This is a genomic window from Pseudomonas sp. Irchel s3a12 (genome assembly GCF_900187485.1).
Classification (GTDB): domain Bacteria; phylum Pseudomonadota; class Gammaproteobacteria; order Pseudomonadales; family Pseudomonadaceae; genus Aquipseudomonas; species Aquipseudomonas neuropathica.
The window spans coordinates 404,391-426,001 of record NZ_FYDN01000002.1 but is presented as its reverse complement, the minus strand read 5'-3'; the positions used below and the strand labels follow the sequence as shown (position 1 = coordinate 426,001).

At 58.8% G+C, this 21,611-nt stretch carries 18 protein-coding genes; 15 read left to right on the top strand and 3 right to left on the bottom strand.

The features are described 5' to 3' along the window. Positions 1 to 4: 4 nt before the first annotated feature. Entirely contained in the window at positions 5 to 541 is a 537-nt protein-coding gene (locus CKW14_RS05360; RefSeq protein WP_053116866.1) for an ATP-dependent zinc protease, read from the bottom strand. Between the two features lie 406 nt (positions 542 to 947). On the opposite strand from CKW14_RS05360, the gene CKW14_RS05355 reads away from it, so the two are divergent. From CKW14_RS05355 to prpD, 6 genes are all read left to right on the top strand, one after another. Continuing rightward, positions 948 to 1,670: a GntR family transcriptional regulator gene (locus CKW14_RS05355; RefSeq protein WP_172828118.1), complete on the top strand. Its 723-nt coding sequence runs from the start codon at positions 948 to 950 to the stop codon at positions 1,668 to 1,670. After that, entirely contained in the window at positions 1,667 to 2,557 is an 891-nt protein-coding gene (prpB, locus tag CKW14_RS05350) for a methylisocitrate lyase (RefSeq protein ID WP_095047757.1), read from the top strand. Before CKW14_RS05355 ends, prpB begins: the two co-directional genes overlap by 4 nt. Before the next feature lie 119 nt (positions 2,558 to 2,676). Continuing rightward, positions 2,677 to 3,804 (top strand): 2-methylcitrate synthase, encoded by a 1,128-nt coding sequence (gene prpC / locus CKW14_RS05345; RefSeq protein WP_095124910.1) that lies wholly within the window; start codon positions 2,677 to 2,679, stop codon positions 3,802 to 3,804. A 201-nt stretch (positions 3,805 to 4,005) separates the two neighbouring features. Further along, entirely contained in the window at positions 4,006 to 6,600 is a 2,595-nt protein-coding gene (gene acnD / locus CKW14_RS05340) for a Fe/S-dependent 2-methylisocitrate dehydratase AcnD (protein ID WP_095047755.1), read from the top strand. A gap of 54 nt (positions 6,601 to 6,654) precedes the next feature. Beyond that, on the top strand, positions 6,655 to 7,845 hold the full coding sequence (gene prpF, locus CKW14_RS05335) for a 2-methylaconitate cis-trans isomerase PrpF (RefSeq protein ID WP_095124908.1): 1,191 nt from the start codon (positions 6,655 to 6,657) through the stop codon (positions 7,843 to 7,845). 308 nt (positions 7,846 to 8,153) lie between these two features. Continuing rightward, the gene (prpD, locus tag CKW14_RS05330; RefSeq protein WP_095124906.1) at positions 8,154 to 9,638 is read left to right on the top strand and encodes a 2-methylcitrate dehydratase; all 1,485 of its coding nucleotides are present in this window, start codon (positions 8,154 to 8,156) and stop codon (positions 9,636 to 9,638) included. Between the two features lie 111 nt (positions 9,639 to 9,749). Here the strand turns inward: prpD and CKW14_RS05325 are convergent, their stop codons facing one another. Then, on the bottom strand, positions 9,750 to 10,664 hold the full coding sequence (locus CKW14_RS05325; RefSeq protein WP_176471257.1) for a DMT family transporter: 915 nt from the start codon (positions 10,662 to 10,664) through the stop codon (positions 9,750 to 9,752). 114 nt (positions 10,665 to 10,778) lie between these two features. Between CKW14_RS05325 and CKW14_RS05320 the strand changes: the two genes are divergently transcribed. Next, positions 10,779 to 12,188: a PLP-dependent aminotransferase family protein gene (locus CKW14_RS05320; protein WP_095124903.1), complete on the top strand. Its 1,410-nt coding sequence runs from the start codon at positions 10,779 to 10,781 to the stop codon at positions 12,186 to 12,188. A gap of 114 nt (positions 12,189 to 12,302) precedes the next feature. Here CKW14_RS05320 and CKW14_RS05315 read toward each other — a convergent pair whose 3' ends face one another. Beyond that, a complete protein-coding gene (locus CKW14_RS05315; protein WP_016773826.1) occupies positions 12,303 to 13,121 on the bottom strand; it encodes a pyruvate, water dikinase regulatory protein in 819 nt (272 codons plus the stop codon). 174 nt (positions 13,122 to 13,295) lie between these two features. Between CKW14_RS05315 and ppsA the strand changes: the two genes are divergently transcribed. From ppsA to CKW14_RS05275, 8 genes are all read left to right on the top strand, one after another. Continuing rightward, positions 13,296 to 15,671, top strand: a complete 2,376-nt coding sequence (gene ppsA, locus CKW14_RS05310) for a phosphoenolpyruvate synthase (protein WP_095124901.1) — start codon at positions 13,296 to 13,298, stop codon at positions 15,669 to 15,671. A 185-nt stretch (positions 15,672 to 15,856) separates the two neighbouring features. Beyond that, entirely contained in the window at positions 15,857 to 16,846 is a 990-nt protein-coding gene (locus CKW14_RS05305; RefSeq protein WP_095047749.1) for an alpha/beta fold hydrolase, read from the top strand. A gap of 224 nt (positions 16,847 to 17,070) precedes the next feature. Further along, the gene (gene rraA, locus CKW14_RS05300; RefSeq protein ID WP_095047748.1) at positions 17,071 to 17,562 is read left to right on the top strand and encodes a ribonuclease E activity regulator RraA; all 492 of its coding nucleotides are present in this window, start codon (positions 17,071 to 17,073) and stop codon (positions 17,560 to 17,562) included. 22 nt (positions 17,563 to 17,584) lie between these two features. Next, a complete protein-coding gene (locus CKW14_RS05295; RefSeq protein ID WP_095047747.1) occupies positions 17,585 to 18,580 on the top strand; it encodes a zinc transporter ZntB in 996 nt (331 codons plus the stop codon). 63 nt (positions 18,581 to 18,643) lie between these two features. Further along, positions 18,644 to 18,892: a hypothetical protein gene (locus tag CKW14_RS05290; RefSeq protein WP_008076827.1), complete on the top strand. Its 249-nt coding sequence runs from the start codon at positions 18,644 to 18,646 to the stop codon at positions 18,890 to 18,892. Positions 18,893 to 18,894: 2 nt separating this feature from the next. Then, positions 18,895 to 19,719 (top strand): mechanosensitive ion channel domain-containing protein, encoded by an 825-nt coding sequence (locus CKW14_RS05285; protein ID WP_007916401.1) that lies wholly within the window; start codon positions 18,895 to 18,897, stop codon positions 19,717 to 19,719. A 90-nt stretch (positions 19,720 to 19,809) separates the two neighbouring features. Next, positions 19,810 to 20,400, top strand: coding sequence for an RNA polymerase sigma factor SigX (gene sigX, locus CKW14_RS05280; protein ID WP_011333251.1), 591 nt, complete (start codon positions 19,810 to 19,812; stop codon positions 20,398 to 20,400). 107 nt (positions 20,401 to 20,507) lie between these two features. Beyond that, the gene (locus CKW14_RS05275; RefSeq protein WP_095047746.1) at positions 20,508 to 21,542 is read left to right on the top strand and encodes an OmpA family protein; all 1,035 of its coding nucleotides are present in this window, start codon (positions 20,508 to 20,510) and stop codon (positions 21,540 to 21,542) included. Positions 21,543 to 21,611: the final 69 nt, after the last annotated feature.

Below are 21,611 nucleotides of genomic sequence, written 5' to 3'. Positions count from 1 at the left end.
GAAATTACTCGGCGGTATGAGCGGCGATGGTGCAGGCGGGTTTGCCGGCAGCGTATTTAAGGCTTGGATCGACCAGCGCATCAAAGCGTTTCAGCGCTTCGGAGCCAATCAAAAGCGGGTATTGGAACGCACTACGGTCGGTCAGGTTCACTTCGATGCTGCGCATCGCCGTGCCCATGCAGATATCCAGCTCGATCACCGGACGGGCGGTGTACTTCTTGCCTTCCTCCGGGTCGTAATCGCCGGCGCGGCGCTTGATCTTGCTGACCCGCGCCAGCGGCCGCTCGATCGGGTGTGAATGCGCAGCGTCGATGGCCAGGTAGAAACGTACCCAGGACTCACCGTTGCGTTTAAAGCGTTTGATGTCGCGGGCACTCAGCGATGCGGTTTTCGCACCGGTGTCGAGTTTGGCCGCAACTTCCAGATTGATGCCGTCAAGCGAAGCGTATTCGTTGAGGCCGTACACGGTTTTTTCCCCCGCGGCGGCGAGGCCGGGCAGGCAAAACAGGGCAAAGAATGTGGGAAAAGGCTTGAGTCTCATAAATCCTGGTGCGCAGCGTTCCGTTTTCGGTTCAGGTCCTTGGCAAAACTTGCGCAAGGCCCTTCGTGTGCCTATCAGCTTTTTATGACAAGCCGTACAAATGGCCAGCAAATGCGGGCGGCATTCTAGCACGGTGGGTTTATGGCGCCAGCGCCGGCACCGGTCTATAACCCTTGGGATTCCCTGTGGGAGCGAGCCTGCTCGCGAAGGCGGTGCGTCATCCCAAGCAGATGCTGACTGACACTACGCTTTCGCGAGCAGGCTCGCTCCCACAGGGGTTAATCGACCAATGGAAGATTGCCTACGGTTATTAGACGATTGTCGACAATACCTATTTATCCTTTGACTGATGCGGGCGAATTGGCTAGTTTTTGCCGCATTGGATTTAAAGGTGTCGACAATCATGCTGGATCAACTCGATCCCCCAGTCATCAGCGGCGACGATTCCGAGACGCTCTCGGAAAACGTCTTCCGGCGCATTCAGGCGGCTATCGTCAAAGGCGAGATCGCCCCGGGCAGCAAAATCTCCGAGCCGGAACTGGCGCGCACCTACGGCATCAGCCGTGGGCCGTTGCGTGAGGCGATTCATCGCCTTGAAGGCCAGCGCCTGCTGGTGCGCGTACCGCACGTCGGTGCGCGGGTGGTGTCGCTCAGTCATGCCGAATTGCTCGAACTCTACGAAATCCGCGAATCCCTCGAAGGCATGGCCTGTCGTCTCGCAGCCGAGCGCATGAGCGTCGAAGAAATCGACGAGCTGCGCCGGGTTCTGGAAACCCACGAGCGCGACGCGGCGTTTCAGGCTGGCGTTGGCTATTACCAGCAGGAAGGCGATTTCGACTTTCACTACCGGATCATCCAAGGCAGCGGCAACCGCACGCTGACGCAGATGCTCTGCGGCGAGCTGTATCAATTGGTGCGCATGTACCGCATCCAGTTTTCCACCACGCCGAACCGCCCGCGTCAGGCCTTCGCCGAACACCACCGGATTCTCGATGCCATCGCCGACCGTGACGGCGAACTCGCGGAATTGTTGATGCGCCGTCACATCGGGGCCTCGAAACGCAACATCGCCCGTCATTACCAGGACGGCGCCCACAATAAGACAGCCACTGAACGAGGTGAGTCATGAGTTCCAACCTGAACACTCCAGGCCAGCGTTTCCGCGATGCGGTCGCCAGCGAGCATCCATTGCAAGTGGTCGGCGCGATCAACGCCAACCACGCGCTGCTGGCCAAACGTGCCGGTTTCAAGGCGATCTACCTGTCCGGTGGCGGCGTGGCCGCAGGTTCCCTCGGCGTGCCGGATCTGGGCATCACCGGTCTGGACGACGTGCTGACAGACGTTCGGCGCATCACCGACGTCTGCGATCTGCCGCTGCTGGTCGATGTGGACACTGGTTTCGGCTCCTCGGCGTTCAATGTGGCGCGCACGGTCAAGTCGATGATCAAGTTCGGCGCGGCGGCGATTCACATCGAGGATCAGGTCGGCGCCAAGCGCTGCGGCCACCGTCCGAACAAAGAGATCGTCAGTCAGCAGGAAATGGTCGACCGCATCAAAGCCGCCGTCGATGCGCGCACCGATGACAGCTTTGTGATCATGGCGCGTACCGATGCACTGGCGGTGGAAGGTCTGGAGTCGGCACTCGATCGCGCAGCGGCATGCATCGAGGCCGGCGCCGACATGATCTTCCCGGAAGCCATCACTGAACTGGAAATGTACAAGCTGTTCGCCAACCGCGTAAAAGCGCCGATCCTGGCCAATATCACCGAGTTCGGCGCGACGCCGCTGTACACCACCGAGCAACTGGCTGGCGCCGATGTGTCGCTGGTGCTGTATCCGCTGTCGGCGTTCCGCGCGATGAACAAGGCAGCGGAAAACGTCTACACCGCCATTCGCCGCGACGGCACGCAGCAGAATGTCATCGACACCATGCAGACTCGCATGGAGCTTTACGATCGCATCGACTACCACACCTTCGAGCAGAAGCTCGATGCGTTGTTTGCCGCCAAGAAATAAAGATCAAAAGATCGCAGCCTGCGGCAACTCCTACACAGATCCCTGTAGGAGCTGTCGAGTGCAACGAGGCTGCGATCTTTTCGCCACACTCCCTAACAAATTCAAGATTGGAGAACACAATGGCCGAAGCAAAAGTACTCAGTGGTGCCGGGCTCCGTGGCCAGGTTGCCGGGCAAACCGCACTGTCCACCGTGGGCCAGGCCGGTGCCGGGCTGACCTATCGCGGCTACGACGTGCGCGAACTCGCTGCCGATGCGCAATTTGAAGAAGTCGCGTACCTGCTGCTCTACGGCGAGCTGCCGACGAAGGCGCAACTCGACGAATACCAAGGCAAACTGAGCAAGCTGCGCGACCTGCCGCAAGCGCTGAAAGAAGTGCTTGAACGCATCCCCGCCGACGCCCACCCGATGGACGTGATGCGCACCGGTTGCTCGTTCCTTGGCAACCTCGAGCCGGAGCAAGACTTCTCCGAGCAGCGCGACAAGACTGACCGCTTGCTGGCCGCGTTCCCGGCGATCATGTGCTACTGGTATCGCTTCAGCCACGACGGCAAACGCATCAACTGCGTCAGTGACGAGCCGACTATCGGCGGTCACTTCCTGCACCTGCTGCACGACAAGAAGCCAAGCGAACTGCACGTCAAAGTGATGAACGTTTCGCTGATCCTCTACGCCGAACACGAATTCAACGCCTCGACCTTCACCGCGCGCGTTTGCGCCTCGACCCTGTCCGATCTGTATTCCTGCGTAACCGCGGCCATCGGTTCGCTGCGTGGCCCGTTGCACGGTGGCGCCAACGAAGCGGCGATGGAAATGATCGAGCGCTTCTCGTCGCCGGAAGAGGCGATCAAGGGCACTCTCGGCATGCTCGAGCGCAAGGACAAGATCATGGGCTTCGGCCACGCGATCTATAAGGACAGCGATCCGCGCAACGAGGTGATCAAGGGCTGGTCGAAAAAACTCGCAGACGAGGTCGGCGACAAGGTGTTGTTCGCGGTTTCCGAAGCCATCGACAAGACCATGTGGGAGCAGAAAAAACTGTTCCCCAACGCCGATTTCTACCATGCCTCGGCGTACCACTTCATGGGCATTCCGACCAAGCTGTTCACGCCGATCTTCGTCTGCTCGCGCCTGACCGGTTGGGCCGCGCACGTGTTCGAACAGCGTGCCAACAACCGCATCATCCGTCCAAGCGCCGAGTACATCGGCGCTGAACAGCGCAAGTTCGTGCCAATCGAACGTCGCTGAAATGGTGAGCTGACCCGATCCCGAAAGCCACCGCAAACCCTGTAGGAGTGAGCCTGCTCGCGATGACGGACTGACATTCAACATTGATGTCGACTGATCTACCGCTATCGCGAGCAGGCTCACTCCTACAAGGGACGGTGTGAATCTTGAGTCTGGCGTCTGCCCACCCTTTGAAACTACCGTGACCCGAGTCCTGACCCGATGAACACAGAATTCCGTAAAACCCTGCCCGGCAGCCCTCTGGATTATTTCGACGCCCGTGCGGCGGTCGAAGCGATTCAGCCCGGCAGTTACGACACCCTGCCGTACACCTCCCGCGTGCTGGCGGAAAACCTCGTGCGTCGCTGCGACCCGGCCACGCTCACCGACTCCCTCAAGCAACTGATCGAACGCAAACGCGACCTCGACTTCCCGTGGTTTCCGGCCCGTGTGGTCTGCCACGACATTCTCGGCCAGACCGCGCTGGTCGACCTCGCCGGCCTGCGCGACGCGATCGCCTTGCAGGGCGGCGACCCGGCGCAGGTCAACCCGGTGGTGCCGACGCAATTGATCGTCGACCACTCGCTGGCGGTGGAGGCGGGCGGTTTCGACAAGCAGGCGTTCGAGAAGAACCGCGCCATCGAAGACCGTCGCAACGAAGACCGTTTCCACTTCATCAACTGGACCAAAAAAGCCTTCAAGAACGTTGATGTGATCCCGCCGGGCAACGGCATCATGCACCAGATCAACCTGGAGAAAATGTCTCCAGTGATCCAGGTGCGTGAAGGCGTGGCGTTCCCCGACACTTGCGTCGGCACCGACAGCCACACCCCGCACGTTGATGCGCTGGGCGTGATTGCCATTGGTGTCGGCGGCCTCGAAGCCGAGAGCGTGATGCTCGGTCGCGCGTCGTGGATGCGTCTGCCGGAAAGCGTCGGCGTCGAACTGACCGGCAAGCTGCAACCGGGCATCACCGCCACCGACATGGTGCTGGCGCTGACCGAATACCTGCGCAAACAGAAAGTCGTCGGCGCCTGGCTGGAGTTCTTCGGCGAAGGTGCGGCGGCGCTGACCCTCGGCGATCGCGCAACCATCTCCAACATGGCCCCGGAATATGGCGCCACGGCGGCGATGTTCTACATAGACCAGCAAACCATCGATTACCTGAAACTCACTGGCCGCGAAGATCAGCAAGTGCAGTTGGTCGAGCAATACGCCAGGCTTACCGGACTGTGGGCCGACAGCCTGAAAGGCGCGCAATACGAGCGCGGACTGACTTTCGATTTGTCGTCGGTGGTGCGCAACATGGCCGGTCCGAGCAATCCGCACGCGCGCGTTGCGGTGGCGGATCTGGCGGCCAAAGGCATCTCCGGGCAGTGGGAGGACGTGCCCGGGCAAATGCCCGACGGCGCGGTGATCATCGCCGCCATCACCAGTTGCACCAACACCAGCAACCCGCGCAACGTGATTGCCGCCGGACTGCTGGCGCGCAACGCCAACAAGCTTGGCCTGACCCGCAAGCCGTGGGTGAAATCCTCGCTGGCGCCGGGTTCGAAAACCGTGGCGCTGTACCTCGACGAAGCGGGGCTGACCACTGAGTTGGAGCAGCTTGGTTTCGGTGTTGTCGCCTTCGCTTGCACCACCTGCAACGGCATGTCCGGCGCGCTCGATCCGGTGATCCAGCAAGAGATCATCGATCGTGATCTGTATGCCACCGCCGTGCTTTCCGGCAACCGCAACTTCGACGGCCGCATTCACCCGTATGCCAAGCAAGCGTTTCTCGCGTCGCCGCCGCTGGTGGTGGCTTACGCCATTGCCGGGACCATCCGTTTTGATATCGAGAAGGATGTGTTGGGCGTGGTCGACGGCAAGGAAATCCGCCTCAAAGACATCTGGCCGAGCGACGAAGAAATCGACTCGGTGGTGAAGTCTTCGGTCAAGCCTGAGCAGTTCCGTCAGGTCTACATCCCGATGTTTGCCGTCCACGAAGACACCGGCCCGAAAGTCACGCCGCTGTACGACTGGCGCGAGATGAGCACTTACATCCGCCGACCGCCGTACTGGGAAGGTGCGCTGGCCGGCGCACGTCCGCTTAAGGGCATGCGCCCGCTGGCGGTGCTGCCGGACAACATCACCACCGATCACCTGTCGCCATCCAACGCGATCATGCTCGACAGCGCCGCCGGCGAATACCTGGCGAAAATGGGCCTGCCGGAAGAGGACTTCAACTCTTACGCCACCCACCGTGGCGACCACTTGACCGCGCAGCGCGCGACGTTCGCCAACCCGAAACTGTTCAATGAAATGGTCGTGGAAAACGGCAAGGTCAAACAGGGTTCGCTGGCGCGCGTCGAGCCGGAAGGCAAGGTCATGCGCATGTGGGAAGCCATCGAAACCTACATGGAGCGCAAGCAGCCGCTGATCATCATTGCCGGCGCCGATTACGGACAGGGTTCGTCCCGCGACTGGGCGGCGAAAGGCGTGCGTCTGGCCGGTGTCGAGGCGATTGCCGCAGAAGGTTTCGAGCGCATTCACCGCACCAACCTGGTGGGCATGGGCGTGTTGCCGCTGGAGTTCAAGCCGGGTACTGACCGTCACACCCTGGCCATCGACGGCAGCGAAACCTACGACGTGGTCGGCGAGCGCAAACCGCGTGCGGACCTGACGCTGGTGATCCATCGCAAGAACGGCGAGCGCGTTGACGTGCCGGTGACCTGCCGTCTGGATACCGCTGAAGAAGTGTCGATCTACGAGGCTGGCGGCGTGTTGCAGCGCTTCGCTCAGGACTTCCTCGAAGAGTCGGCGGTTGCCGTTTAAATCAACTGATGCGGGCATGGGATTTTAAGTCCCATGCTTTCGGTAAGGAGCAATATGGCTCACGCACCACAGATTAAAATCCCCGCCACCTACATGCGCGGCGGCACCAGCAAAGGCGTGTTCTTCAGCCTCAAGGATCTGCCCGAAGCGGCACAGATTCCCGGCCCGACCCGCGACGCTTTGCTGCTGCGCGTGATCGGCAGCCCCGACCCGTACGACAAGCAAATCGACGGCATGGGCGGCGCGACTTCGAGCACCAGCAAAACCGTGATCCTGTCGAAAAGCATCAAGGCTGATCACGACGTCGATTACCTGTTCGGTCAGGTCTCCATCGACAAGCCGTTCGTGGACTGGAGCGGCAATTGCGGCAACCTCTCGGCAGCGGTCGGTTCGTTCGCCATCAGCAACGGTCTGGTCGACGTCAGCCGCATTCCGCACAACGGTGTTGCGGTGGTGCGCGTGTGGCAGGCCAACATCGGCAAGACCATCATTGCCCATGTGCCGATCACCAACGGTGAAGTGCAGGAAACCGGTGATTTCGAACTCGACGGCGTGACCTTTCCGGCGGCCGAAGTGCAGGTTGAATTCATGGATCCGGCGGCGGAAGAAGAGGGTGGCGGTGGCTCGATGTTTCCTACCGGCAACCTGGTCGATGAGCTGGAAGTGCCGGGTGTTGGCACGTTCAAGGCGACCATGATCAATGCTGGCATCCCGACGATTTTCGTCAATGCTGAAGACATTGGTTACACCGGGACCGAGTTGCAAGGTGCGATCAACAGCGATCCGCAAGCACTGCAGATGTTCGAGACGATTCGGGCTTATGGCGCGTTGCGCATGGGTCTGATATCGAATCTCGATGAAGCGGCCAAACGTCAGCACACGCCGAAAGTCGCGTTTGTCGCCAAGCCTGCTGATTACGTGGCGTCGAGTGGTAAAGCGGTCGGCGCCGGTGATGTGGATTTGCTGGTGCGCGCCTTGTCGATGGGCAAGTTGCATCACGCGATGATGGGCACGGCGGCCGTGGCCATCGGCACCGCTGCAGCAATCTCCGGCACCCTGGTAAACCTCGCGGCCGGTGGCGTTGAACGTAATGCCGTGCGCTTCGGGCATCCGTCCGGGACGTTGCGCGTTGGCGCCGAAGCCAGTCTGGAAAACGGCGAGTGGATCGTCAAAAAAGCCATCATGAGCCGTAGCGCGCGTGTCCTGATGGAGGGTTACGTGCGCATTCCCGGAGATTCGTTCTGATCCAAGAGCTTTACCCTCACCCCAGCCCTCTCCCGGAGGGAGAGGGGGCCGACCGAGGTGTCAGGGGTTGTGCATCGACCTGAAAGATCGAGTCGATTATGTATTCAGCGCAGATCGCTCACGTCGGTGAACCTCTACAGCATCCCCCAATCGGTTCCCTCTCCCTCGGGAGAGGGCTAGGGTGAGGGGCCACTCACTGAAGAAACCCAAAACCAGCAGGCACCCCAGACCTGCAATCAACCAGACCAAACCCGCCAAGCCCTGAGGAAGACCGCACCCACTCATCATTCCCGCACAGGAGTACCGCAATGAGCGCCAACGTCGACCTGAACAACCGCCCCGACTACGATCATGTCCTGCAGGACATCGCCGATTACGTCCTCACCTTCAAAGTCACCTCCGCCGAAGCCCTCGACACCGCCCGCAACTGCCTTATGGACACGCTGGGCTGCGGCCTGCTGGCGTTGCGCTTTCCCGAATGCACCAAGCATCTGGGCCCGATCGTCGAAGGCACCGTCGTCCCGTTCGGCGCACGCGTTCCCGGCACCTCCTATCGCCTCGACCCGGTCAAGGCCGCCTGGGACATCGGCTGCATCGTCCGCTGGCTCGACTACAACGACACTTGGCTCGCCGCCGAATGGGGGCATCCGTCGGACAACCTCGGCGGGATTCTCGCTGTGGCCGATCACCTCTCGCAAAAACGCGTGTCCAACGCTGAAGCACCGCTGACCATTCGCGATGTGCTGGAAGCGATGATCATGGCCCACGAGATACAAGGCGTGATTGCCCTGGAAAACTCCTTCAACCGGGTAGGACTCGATCACGTCATCTTGGTGAAAGTCGCCTCCACAGCTGTTACCGCCAAACTCATGGGTGCCAATCGCGAGCAATTGCTGTCGGCGTTGTCCCATGCATTCGCCGATGGTCAGGCGCTGCGCACTTATCGCCATGCACCGAATGCCGGTTCACGAAAATCCTGGGCAGCGGGGGATGCGTCGAGTCGTGGTGTGCGCCTGGCCGACATCGCCATGCGCGGCGAAATGGGCATTCCCGGGGTTCTGACGGCAAAGCAGTGGGGCTTTTATGACGTGCTGTTCAGCCACACCAACAGCGATCTGGCGCTGAAACCGGAGAATAAACGCGCCTTCAGTTTCTCGCGCTCGTTCGGCAGTTACGTGATGGAAAACGTGCTGTTCAAGATCAGCTTCCCCGCCGAATTCCACGCGCAAACCGCCTGTGAAGCGGCGGTGACGTTGCATCCGCAAGTGCGCAATCGTCTGCATGAAATCGACCGCATCGTCATCACCACCCACGAATCGGCGATTCGCATCATTTCCAAGGTCGGGCCGCTGGCCAACGCTGCCGACCGCGACCACTGCATCCAGTACATGACCGCCGTGCCGCTGGCGTTTGGCAATCTGGTCGCCGAGCAGTACGAAGATGATTTCCACAAGGCGCACCCGATCATCGATGTGCTGCGCGAAAAAATGGTCATCGTTGAAGAGCCACGTTTCACCCGCGAGTATCTCGAGGCCGACAAACGTTCGATCGCCAACGCCGTACAAGTGTTTTTCAAGGATGGCAGCAGCACCGAAAACGTCGTGGTGGAATACCCGATTGGTCATCGTCGCCGCCGTGTCGAGGGCATTCCATTGCTGGAAGACAAGTTCAAGGCCAACCTAGCCACACGTTTCACCGGCCAGCGTAGCGGTGAGATCTTGGCGTTGTGCAAAGACCAGACGCAGCTGGAGTCCACTCCGGTAAACCGTTTCGTCGACCTGTTCGTGATCTGACGATCGAACTCACTGAATGAAACCAACCCATGTAGGAGCTGCCGCAGGCCGCGATCTTTTGACTTTGATTGTAAAAAAACAAGATCAAAAAATCGCAGCCTGCGGCAGCTCCTACATGGACGATTTGCGCCACCTTTCGATAGGCAATTTGGTGAGCGCAAAACCACTCAGCAAAACCGCCGAATAGATCATCAACTCCTCGGACAGGGTTTGTCCCTCGTACCAGGCGCCGATGATCACGGCGAACACCGGGAAAATGATAAACACGAACGACAGAATGATCGGGCTCAAGCGTTTAAGCAGTAAAAAGTAAACGATGAATCCGCCCACCGAGGCCACCAGCCCGAGATACAGCAGGGCGCCCCAGGAACGTGCTGTCACCTGCGCAAACTCAGGGGCTTCAACGCTCAAGCCGACAATAAATAACATCAGCCCGGCGATACCGATCGGCAGCGTGTTGTAGGTGATCACGCTGATCGCGCTGCCATGTTTTTTCGTCACCACGTAGCACAGCGCATGCATCAGCGCTGCGCACAGAATCGCCAACACGCCAAGCCACTCCGCCTGATCCAGATGCAGACCCTGACTGCGAATAATCATCAACAGACTGCCAAAGCCGATGGCGATGCCGAGCATCTGCGAGGGGTAGATTTTCTCGCGCAGAAACAACCCGGAAAACAACAGGATAAACACCGGCATGCAACTGAACAGCAGCGCTGTCAGGCCTGACGACACGTGCATCTCGCCATAGTTGAGCAAGTAGTAAGGCAGGCTGAAATACGACAGCGTGACGAACACAAAGAACCAGCGGCTTTGTCGGGGAAACAACAGCGGTTCCTTGCGCAACAGCGCGAAGCTCAGGAACAGCGGAAAAGCAATCAGAAAACGCAGCCCGGCGGCCGTCAGCGGCGGCACGCTTTCCACCGCAATCTTGATCCCCAGCCACGTCGTGCCCCAACTCAGACAGACGATGAGAAACAGCGTGCTGGTGATCAATCCGGCGAGCCAGGGTTTGCTGATGTGCATCGGTGTGCTGACGGCTGTCGACATGTGGCGTACTCCGAACGGTGGAATTGACCTGATCGCGAAAACGGTCTATTTCTGATTGAACCTGTTCTCAGCACGCTATTCGGGGCAAGAATGACTGTCAAAGTAAGTATTGCCATGGTGTCAATCCTCCGTGATGGTCTCGCCAATGGCGTGGGCGTGAAGTACAAACGCCTGGCGAATGCCGTCGCGCAAGCCATCGATGAAGGCATTATCGATGCCGGTAGCAAACTGCCGCCGCACCGGTTGTTGGCCGACAGTCTCGGAGTGACCATCGGTACGATCAGCCGTGCCTACGGCGAATTGGAGCGCGTGGGGTTGGTCGTCGCCCGCGTCGGAGATGGCACTTATGTGTGTCAGCGCGGGATAGAACGGCCGCAGGACAAAGGCTTTCGTAATGTCAGCGATGAGCCGTCAGCCTGTTTCGATATGAGCCGCAATCAGCCGATTCCCGCACAGGAAGCGGCGTTCATGAGCCAGAGTCTGCAGGAACTGGCCAGCGATCCTCGGGTGCTGCAACAGTTGACCGGGTACACCGCTGAAGCCGGGTTGGCGCGGCATCGTGTGGCGGGGGCGGTGTGGTTGCAGCATGCGGCTTATGTCCCGCATGCCGATCAGGTGTTGTGCGTCAACGGTGGCCAGCATGGTCTGCTGTGTACGTTGATGGGCTTGCTCAAGGTCGGCGACACCGTTGTGACCGAGCATTTGTCCTACCCGGGATTGATCGGCGTCGCACGCCAGCTCGGGATAAAACTCATTGGCGCGGCAATGGATGACGAAGGACTTTTACCGTCGGCGCTGGAGGACATTTGTCGTCAGCATCGTGTTTCAGCGCTGTATTGCACCCCGACGATCCAGAATCCTACGGCCGCTGTAATGTCGATCCCACGGCGCGAGGCGATTGCCGACCTCTGTCGTCAACACAATCTGCTGATTATCGAAGACGAGGCCCATGCTGTTCTGGATCGCCAACGCCCGATACCGCTGAGCTATTTTGCGCCGGAGCGATCGGTGTTGATCGGCAGCCTGAGCAAGGCTGTTTCGGCGGGGCTGCGCGTCGGTTATCTGCATGCGCCGCAAGCCTTGATCGGGCGTTTGAGTGCCGCCATCCGCGCAACATGCTGGATGGCCAATCCGTTATCGATGGAAGTCGCGAGCCTGTGGATTGAAAGCGGCATGGCCGAGCGTTTGCTGGACGAACAGATCAACGAGATCGCTCGGCGCAAAGCGTTGGTGGCGCCTGTTCTGCAGGGTTTGAACTACAAGACTCACCCTTACAGTCCGCACTTCTGGGTGGAGGTGCCTGAGCTGTGGCGGGCGTCACAGATTGCGGCGGAGTTGAAGGAGAACAACTATCTGGTGGCCACCGCTGAGGCGTTTGCGGTGGGGCATGCAGCGGTGCCGCAATTTATTCGGGTGAGTGTGTGTAATGCGGTGGGGGATGATCGCTTGTTGCTGGCAGGTTTTGAAGCTCTGGCCAAGGCATTAACAGACACCGTGTAATCGTTCTTCGCGAGCAGGCTCGCTCCCACATTCGACCGCATTTCAACGGGATAAACGCGATCAAACTGTGGGAGCGAGCCTGCTCGCGAAAGCGTCAGCCCAGACACCACAAATCTACTTGAACCGCCGCTCCACACCTTTCTCGACCAGAATCTTCGCCGAAATCTCTTCCACCGAAAAATGCGTGGAGTTGATGTGCGGGATGTTCTCGCGGCGGAACAGATTCTCTACTTCACGCACTTCGAATTCGCACTGCGCGTAGCTCGAATAACGGCTGTTGGGCTTGCGCTCGTTGCGAATCGCGGTGAGGCGGTCGGGGTCGATGGTCAGGCCGAACAGCTTGTGCTGATGAGCGCGCAGGGCCGTCGGCAGGGTCAGGCGTTCCATGTCGTCTTCGGTCAGCGGATAGTTGGCCGCGCGAATGCCGAACTGCATGGCCATGTACAGACACGTCGGCGTTTTGCCGCATCGCGACACGCCCACTAGTATCAAATCGGCTTTGTCGTAATAGTGCGTGCGCGCGCCGTCGTCGTTGTCGAGGGCAAAGTTAACCGCCTCGATACGCTCCATGTAATTGGAGTTGTGCCCGATCGAGTGCGACTTGCCGACCGTGTAGGAAGAGTGCTCGGTCAGTTCCTGCTCCAGCGGGGCAAGAAAGGTCGAGAAAATGTCGATCATGAAACCATTGGACGTTGCGAGAATCTCACGGATGTCCTGATTGACGATGGTGTCGAAGATGATCGGGCGAAAGCCGTCGGTTTCAGCGGCTTTGTTGATTTGTTGTACCATGGCCCGCGCTTTCTCAACGCTGTCGATGTACGGTCGCGTGAATTTGCTGAAGGTAATGTTTTCGAACTGCGCCAGAAGGCTTTGACCCAGGGTTTCGGCAGTGATGCCGGTGCCATCGGAGATGAAGAAAGCAGATCGTTTCATTTGCACCTTGGGCCTTAAGCTAGTCATCAATCTTGGATATGATAGGCGCGATTTGCCGGCCGCCATTGGCCCGCATTCTCACTTATTTTCCAGGTCCAGGCCATACAACCGGCCAAGGCTCCCCCGGGCCGCCGGTTTCTGAGCTTTTCCAACACAGTTAGTGGAGAGATCACCTTGGTAGAGTACGTAGTTTCCCTCGATAAGCTCGGCAAACACGATGTTGAGCATGTGGGGGGCAAGAACGCATCCCTGGGCGAGATGATCAGTAACCTGGCAGGCGCCGGTGTTTCGGTCCCCGGCGGCTTCGCCACGACGGCTCAGGCTTATCGTGATTTCCTCGAACTGAGCGGCCTCAACGACCAGATCCACGCGGCCCTCGATGCGCTCGACGTCGACGACGTCAACGCCCTGGCCAAAACCGGCGCACAGATCCGTCAATGGATCATGGAAGCCGAATTCCCCGAAAAACTGAATGCCGAAATCCGCACCGCGTTTGCCGCGCTGTCGGCCGGCAACCCTGACGTGGCCGTGGCCGTGCGTTCTTCCGCCACCGCCGAAGACCTGCCGGACGCCTCGTTCGCCGGTCAGCAGGAAACCTTCCTGAACATCCGTGGCGTTGAAAACGTTATCCGCGCCGCCAAAGAGGTGTTCGCTTCGCTGTTCAACGACCGTGCAATTTCCTACCGCGTGCACCAGGGCTTCGACCACAAACTGGTCGCCCTGTCGGCTGGCGTGCAGCGCATGGTGCGTTCGGAAACCGGCACTGCCGGCGTGATGTTCACCCTCGACACCGAATCCGGTTTCCGTGACGTGGTGTTCATCACCGGCGCTTACGGCTTGGGCGAAACCGTCGTACAAGGCGCGGTCAACCCGGACGAATTCTACGTACACAAGGGCACGCTGGAGGCCGGTCGTCCGGCGATCCTGCGTCGCAACCTCGGCAGCAAAGCCATCAAGATGATCTACGGCGACGAGGCCAAGGCCGGTCGTTCGGTCAAGACCATCGACGTCGACAAGGCTGATCGTGCGCGGTTCTGCCTGTCCGACGCTGAAGTCAGCGAGCTGGCCAAGCAAGCGATGATCATCGAGAAGCACTACGGCTGCCCGATGGACATCGAGTGGGCCAAGGACGGTGACGACGGCAAGCTGTACATCGTGCAGGCGCGTCCGGAAACCGTGAAAAGCCGCACCCAGGCCAACGTCATGGAGCGTTACCTGCTGAAAGAAACCGGCACCGTGCTGGTGGAAGGTCGTGCGATTGGCCAGCGCATCGGCGCCGGTAAGGTTCGCATCATCAAAGACGTCTCCGAGATGGACAAAGTCCAGCCGGGCGACGTGCTCGTTTCCGACATGACCGACCCGGACTGGGAACCGGTGATGAAGCGCGCCAGCGCCATCGTCACCAACCGTGGCGGCCGTACCTGCCACGCGGCGATCATCGCCCGTGAGTTGGGGATTCCGGCAGTGGTTGGTTGCGGCAACGCTACCCAACTGCTCAAGGACGGCCAAGGCGTGACCGTGTCCTGCGCCGAAGGCGACACTGGTTACATCTTCGAAGGCGAACTGGGCTTCGACATCAAGAAGAACTCCGTCGACGCCATGCCAGAGCTGCCGTTCAAGATTATGATGAACGTCGGCAACCCGGACCGCGCCTTCGACTTCGCGCAACTGCCGAACGCTGGTGTGGGTTTGGCCCGTCTGGAATTCATCATCAACCGCATGATCGGCGTCCACCCGAAAGCGCTGTTGAACTACGACGGTCTGCCGCAGGAAATCAAGGACAGCGTCGACAAGCGTATCGCCGGTTACGACGATCCGGTCGGCTTCTACGTCGAGAAACTGGTTGAAGGCATCAGCACCCTCGCGGCTGCGTTTGCACCGAAGAAAGTCATCGTGCGTCTGTCGGACTTCAAGTCCAACGAATACGCCAACCTGATCGGCGGCAAGCTCTACGAGCCGGAAGAAGAAAACCCGATGCTGGGCTTCCGTGGCGCTTCGCGTTACATCAGCGAATCGTTCCGTGACTGCTTCGAACTCGAATGCCGCGCGCTGAAACGTGTGCGCAACGAGATGGGCCTGACCAACGTCGAAATCATGGTGCCGTTTGTCCGTACTCTGGGCGAAGCCAGCCAGGTTGTTGATCTGCTCGCCGAGAACGGCTTGAAGCGCGGCGAGAACGGTCTGCGCGTGATCATGATGTGCGAACTGCCATCCAACGCGATCCTTGCTGAAGAGTTCCTCGAATTCTTCGACGGTTTCTCGATCGGTTCCAACGACCTGACTCAGCTGACCCTGGGTCTGGACCGCGATTCCGGTATCATCGCGCACCTGTTCGACGAGCGTAATCCGGCAGTCAAGAAGCTGTTGGCCAACGCGATTGCCGCGTGCAACAAGGCCGGCAAGTACATCGGTATCTGCGGTCAGGGTCCTTCGGACCACCCGGATCTGGCCAAGTGGCTGATGGAGCAGGGCATCGAAAGCGTGTCGCTGAACCCGGACTCCGTGCTGGAAACCTGGTTCTTCCTCGCCGAAGGCCAAGCCCCGGCTTGATCAACATGTGAACGGGCCGCGTCTCCCTGTAGGAGTGAGCCTGCTCGCGATAGCGTCATGACAGTCAGCATCGATTCGAATGACACACCGCCATCGCGAGCAGGCTCACTCCTACACGGTTCGGTTCCTTATGATTCAAACAGGGCGGGGTCTCCGGATGCCGCCCTTTTTTGTGCAAGAGCATTATGCAAAGCAGCAGCAACCTGTTTCCTGTCGCCCTGATCAGCGCCGAACGGCGCGGCGATCTGAGCGAAGACGTGTATCGACTGAAACCCGGCAACAGTCCCGACTGGTCCGTGGAAATCGCTGTGACCCGTTTGGGCATGGCCGATGACTCGACGCCTCGCGGTGTGCCGGTGATTCTGCTGCACGGCAGTTTTTCCAATCGACGCTTCTGGTTTTCACCGAAAGGCCTGGGCCTGGGCGCGTATCTGACGCGACTGGGGTTCGACGTTTGGATTCCGGAGATGCGCGGTCACGGCCTGTCGCAGCGCAATGAGGAATACCGACGCAACCGGGTCGCCGACTATGCCCGTTACGATCTGCCGGCGATTGCCGCATTCGTGCGAGAGCAGAGCGGGCAGATTCCGCACTGGATCGGCCATTCGCTGGGCGGCATCACCCTGGCCGCCGCGCTCGGTGGTGAGTACCTTGGCGAACCCGCCGTGGCTTCGGCTGCGTTTTTCGGCACACAAGTCAGCCGCACTTACTGGCCGTTGAAAATTCCGCCGGTGGAGTGGAGCGGGCGCTTCATTCTCAAGCGTTTCGCGCAGCTGTCGGGTTCGCGTCTCAAACGTGGCCCGGAAGATGAGCCGATCGGTCTGGCGCTGGAAAGCATGCGCTGGTACGGCTTGTTCGGTCGTTTTGGCGACAAGGACAAGGATTGGTGGGCGGGGCTGGCCGATGTTCAAGTGCCAGTGCTGGCGGTGACCGCAGCAGGGGATCATCAGGATCCGGCCTGGGCCTGTCGCAAATTGTTCGAGCAGATCGGCTCCGAGCACAAGCAGTTCATCAATCTGGGTCGCGAGCAGGGCTTCAACGATAATTTCGGCCATGTCGAGATGTTGGTGAGCAAAGCGGCGCAGACCGAGGTGTGGCCACTGGTGGCGCGTTGGTTGAACGATCAGCACACGCCATTGCTGGGCGAGAAGCCGGATCTGGCCGCTGCTGTGTGAGTGCGAAGGCCTTGAAGGGATTTCGTTCGGGTTGGCTTGCGGCTAAGATATGACGCAATGTGCGGATCTGGTCATTTTTGGTGGCGGTTTAGCTATTACGTTTCAGGGTTTGTTCAGGTTCGTTCAGCGACCATGGGATGGACTAAGGTAAACAGCGACCACCGAAACTCGTCTCTTCAGAACGCAGCATCCTCGATCGTTTTCCTTTTTACAGGAGTTTTTCGATGAACCATTACCTTACGCCTGATCTGTGCGACGCCTATCCGGAGCTGGTACAGGTGCTGGAACCGATGTTCAGCAATTTCGGCGGCCGTGATTCGTTCGGCGGCGAAATCGTGACCATCAAATGCTTCGAAGACAACTCGCTGGTCAAGGAACAGGCTGAACTCAAGGGTAACGGCAAGGTGCTGGTCGTCGATGGCGGCGGTTCGCTGCGCCGTGCATTGCTGGGGGACCTGATCGCCGAAAAGGCCGCTAAAAACGGTTGGGAAGGGCTGGTGATCTACGGCTGCATCCGTGACGTTGACGTCATCGCGCAGACCGATCTGGGCGTGCAGGCGCTGGCCAGCCATCCGATGAAAACTGAAAAACGTGGTATCGGCGACCTCAACGTCCCGGTGACTTTCGCCGGTGTGACGTTCCACCCGGGCCACTACATTTATGCGGACAACAACGGCGTGATCGTCTCGCCGAGTCCGCTGAAGATGCCTGAATAAGCTTTTCGACAAAGGGATGCGGATGTTCGAGGAAGAAAACGCGCAGTGGGGGCTGGTGCATGCCCTGGTGCTGGACGGAAAAGGCGGTGCGCGTTCGATAGCCCGGACTGAGCTCGACGATTTGCAGCTGCAGGCCCATGAAAGCCTGTGGCTGCATTGGGATCGCAGCCATCCGCAGACCCAGACCTGGCTGCGCAAATCCAGCGGGCTCAATGAATTCACCTGCGATCTGCTGCTGGAAGAGAACACCCGGCCGCGCCTGTTGCCGCTGCCGGATGCCGAACTGTTGCTGTTTCTGCGCGGAGTCAATCTGAATCCGGGCGCCGAGCCGGAAGACATGGTCTCGGTGCGGATTTTCGCTTCTGCCCAACGGGTGATTTCACTGCGTTTGCGCCCGTTGCGCGCCACCGATGAGCTGCTGGCGCAATTGGCCGACGGCAACGGCCCGAAAACCTCCTCCGAACTGATCCTTTATCTGGCGCAGTTCCTCACCAACAAGGTGCAGGATCTGGTCACTTGCCTCTCGGAAATCGCCGATGAGGAAGAAGAAAAGATGGATGCCGACGAACGGTATACTCCCGAGCATGGCGCCATTTTGCACATCCGTCGCCGGGCGGCCGGACTAAAGCGATTTCTCGCGCCGCAGCGGGATATTTTCGGACAACTCACGCGGATAAAACTGCCTTGGTTTGTCGATGACGATGCCGATTACTGGAACGAACTGAACAACAGTCTGACCCGCTATCTCGAAGAGCTCGAATTGACCCGAGAGCGCGTGGGGCTTGTGCTTGAGGCTGAAGACCGACGCTTGAGCGAGCGTATGAATCGCACGATGTACCGCTTCGGGATCATCACCTGCATCTTTTTGCCGATGAGTTTTATCACCGGTCTGCTGGGTATAAACGTCGGCGGAATTCCGTTCTCCAGCAGCCCTTATGGTTTCCTGATTGCCTGTTTGACGGTGCTCACCCTGGCCTTCGGTCAGTGGTGGTTATTCCGTCGTTTGCGCTGGGTATGAAGATGGCGCATGTGACCCGACCAAATCTGCCCGCGTCTTTCACAGACATCACGAGAGGTGCGTATGCACGATCCGTTTGAACAGTCTTTGCGCGACATGCTCAACGCTTCGCCGTCCAGCCGCGACGACGATGCGTGCCTGGGCCGCGTACTCAAAACCGCCAACCGCCAAGTTGGCGCCGGTGATCTGTTCAGCCTGCTGGGCCGCTGGCTGCCCGCGCTGATGATCGCCCTGAATAATGGATCGGCGCATGTCTCGCCGGTTTCCCGTCTTCGTAAACCTACCGCTCGCACTGCTGATAAGGCTGATTGAATATGGAACTTGATCTCTGGACTCAGAGCCTCGTCACTGCAATGACTGCGTTGTGGACCAAAGTCGCCAACTTCATCCCGAACCTGTTCGGCGCACTGGTCGTGCTGCTGTTGGGTTTCGTCGTGGCCAAGCTGCTCGATACCCTGCTGTCCAAACTGCTCGCCAAGCTCGGTCTTGATCGCCTGATGGGCGGCACCGGGCTGACCAAGTTGATGTCGCGCGCCGGGTTGCAAGTTCCGATCTCGACCCTGATCGGTAAAATCGTTTACTGGTTCGTTCTGCTGATTTTCCTGGTTTCTGCAGCAGAATCCCTTGGCCTTGAGCGAGTTTCGGCTACGCTGGATATGTTGGCGCTCTATTTGCCGAAAGTATTCGGCGCGGCGCTGGTGTTGCTGGTAGGTGTTTTGCTCGCGCAACTGGCCAATGGGCTGGTGCGCGGGGCGGCAGAAGGCGTCGGCCTGGACTACGCTTCGGGGCTTGGGCGAATTGCTCAGGGGCTGGTGATCATCATCAGCATCTCGGTCGCGATCAGTCAGCTTGAGGTCAAGACTGACCTGCTGAACCATGTGATCGTCATCGTTTTGATTACCGTTGGTCTGGCCGTTGCGCTGGCCATGGGTTTGGGAAGCCGGGAAATTGCCGGTCAGATTCTTGCGGGAATCTATGTGCGTGAGTTGTATCAGGTTGGGCAACAAGTGCGTGTTGGCGAGGTCGAAGGCCAGATCGAGGAGATCGGCACGGTTAAAACCACATTGCTGACCGATGAGGGTGAGCTAGTCTCTCTTTCCAATCGGATCCTGCTGGAACAGCATGTGAGTAGCCGCTAATCCGGCAAACCCTGCTAATGTATGCCGCCGCAAAATGCCAGCTGATGCTGGTTGCGGCGGACATTGACCTGACTGTCGGCACGACTTGTTTTGAATAAAGCCCAAACGCTATCCACGCGCTACGACCCCCGCGAGCTCTCTGATGAGGAGTTGGTCGCGCGCTCGCATACCGAGCTTTTTCACGTAACGCGCGCCTATGAAGAACTGATGCGGCGTTACCAGCGAACATTATTTAACGTTTGTGCGAGATATCTTGGGAACGATCGCGACGCAGACGATGTCTGTCAGGAAGTCATGTTGAAGGTGCTGTATGGCCTGAAGAACTTCGAGGGGAAATCGAAGTTCAAAACGTGGCTCTACAGCATCACGTACAACGAATGTATTACGCAGTATCGGAAGGAACGGCGAAAGCGTCGCTTGATGGACGCATTGAGTCTTGACCCCCTCGAGGAAGCGTCCGAAGAAAAGGCGCCGAAACCCGAGGAGAAGGGCGGGCTTGATCGCTGGCTGGTGTATGTGAACCCGATTGACCGCGAAATTCTGGTGCTTCGATTTGTCGCAGAGCTGGAATTTCAGGAGATCGCAGACATCATGCACATGGGTTTGAGTGCGACAAAAATGCGTTACAAACGTGCTCTAGATAAATTGCGTGAGAAATTTGCAGGCATTGCTGAAACTTAGTTCAGCGCAAATATCTCTTACGTGTAGGCAAGTTCTGATAGACTTGCCGCCGAGTTGTCCCCCGGTTTGCGGGACTGCTTCACAATCACCAGATGGGGATTTAACGGATGAAACTGAAAAACACCTTGGGCTTGGCCATTGGTTCTCTGATTGCCGCCACTTCGTTCGGCGCTCTGGCACAAGGCCAAGGCGCAGTTGAAATCGAAGGCTTCGCAAAGAAAGAACAATTCGACAGCGCTCGTAACTTCAAGAACAACGGCAACCTGTTCGGCGGCTCGATCGGTTACTTCCTGACCGACGACGTTGAACTGCGTCTGGGCTACGACGAAGTGCACAACGTACGTGCCGATGATGGCAAGAACGTAAAAGGCGCTAACACCGCTCTGGACGCTCTGTACCACTTCAACAACCCAGGCGACATGCTGCGTCCATACGTCTCGGCCGGTTTCTCCGACCAGAGCATCGACCAGAACGGTTCGAACGGTCGTAACCGTTCTACCTTCGCTAACGTTGGTGGCGGTGCCAAGCTGTACTTCACCGAGAACTTCTACGCCCGTGCTGGCGTTGAAGCTCAGTACAACATCGACCAGGGCGACACCGAGTGGGCTCCTAGCGTCGGTATCGGTGTGAACTTCGGTGGCGGCTCCAAGCCTGCTGCTGCTCCAGTTCCAGCACCAGCTGAAGTCTGCTCCGACAGCGACAACGATGGCGTTTGCGACAACGTTGACAAGTGCCCGGACACCCCAGCCAACGTAACTGTTGACGCTGACGGCTGCCCAGCAGTTGCTGAAGTTGTTCGTGTTGAGCTGGACGTTAAGTTCGACTTCGACAAGTCGGTTGTGAAGCCAAACAGCTACGGCGACATCAAAAACCTGGCTGACTTCATGAAGCAGTACCCATCCACCACCACTACTGTTGAAGGTCACACTGACTCCGTCGGTCCTGACGCTTACAACCAGAAACTGTCCGAGCGTCGTGCAAACGCCGTTAAGCAAGTTCTGACCAACCAGTACGGTGTTGAATCGTCCCGCGTTCAGTCTGTTGGCTACGGCGAATCCCGCCCAGTTGCTGACAACAAAACTGAAGCTGGCCGCGCTGTAAACCGTCGCGTAGAAGCGCAGGTTGAAGCTCAAGCTAAGTAATTAGCTGCCGCTCTGAGAAAAGCCCGGCTTAGGCCGGGCTTTTCTTTGCCTGCGATTTGGCTTTGCAGC

Coding starts and splice junctions, on each gene's coding strand:
- acnD (WP_095047755.1), top strand. CDS start 4,006: ATGAACACAGAATTCCGTAAAACCCTGCCCGGCAGCCCTCTGGATTAT.
- CKW14_RS05285 (WP_007916401.1), top strand. CDS start 18,895: ATGGAACTTGATCTCTGGACTCAGAGCCTCGTCACTGCAATGACTGCG.
- prpC (WP_095124910.1), top strand. CDS start 2,677: ATGGCCGAAGCAAAAGTACTCAGTGGTGCCGGGCTCCGTGGCCAGGTT.
- prpF (WP_095124908.1), top strand. CDS start 6,655: ATGGCTCACGCACCACAGATTAAAATCCCCGCCACCTACATGCGCGGC.
- CKW14_RS05325 (WP_176471257.1), bottom strand. CDS start 10,664: ATGCACATCAGCAAACCCTGGCTCGCCGGATTGATCACCAGCACGCTG.
- CKW14_RS05315 (WP_016773826.1), bottom strand. CDS start 13,121: ATGAAACGATCTGCTTTCTTCATCTCCGATGGCACCGGCATCACTGCC.
- CKW14_RS05275 (WP_095047746.1), top strand. CDS start 20,508: ATGAAACTGAAAAACACCTTGGGCTTGGCCATTGGTTCTCTGATTGCC.
- CKW14_RS05305 (WP_095047749.1), top strand. CDS start 15,857: ATGCAAAGCAGCAGCAACCTGTTTCCTGTCGCCCTGATCAGCGCCGAA.
- rraA (WP_095047748.1), top strand. CDS start 17,071: ATGAACCATTACCTTACGCCTGATCTGTGCGACGCCTATCCGGAGCTG.
- prpD (WP_095124906.1), top strand. CDS start 8,154: ATGAGCGCCAACGTCGACCTGAACAACCGCCCCGACTACGATCATGTC.
- CKW14_RS05360 (WP_053116866.1), bottom strand. CDS start 541: ATGAGACTCAAGCCTTTTCCCACATTCTTTGCCCTGTTTTGCCTGCCC.
- CKW14_RS05290 (WP_008076827.1), top strand. CDS start 18,644: ATGCACGATCCGTTTGAACAGTCTTTGCGCGACATGCTCAACGCTTCG.
- prpB (WP_095047757.1), top strand. CDS start 1,667: ATGAGTTCCAACCTGAACACTCCAGGCCAGCGTTTCCGCGATGCGGTC.
- CKW14_RS05320 (WP_095124903.1), top strand. CDS start 10,779: ATGACTGTCAAAGTAAGTATTGCCATGGTGTCAATCCTCCGTGATGGT.
- CKW14_RS05295 (WP_095047747.1), top strand. CDS start 17,585: ATGTTCGAGGAAGAAAACGCGCAGTGGGGGCTGGTGCATGCCCTGGTG.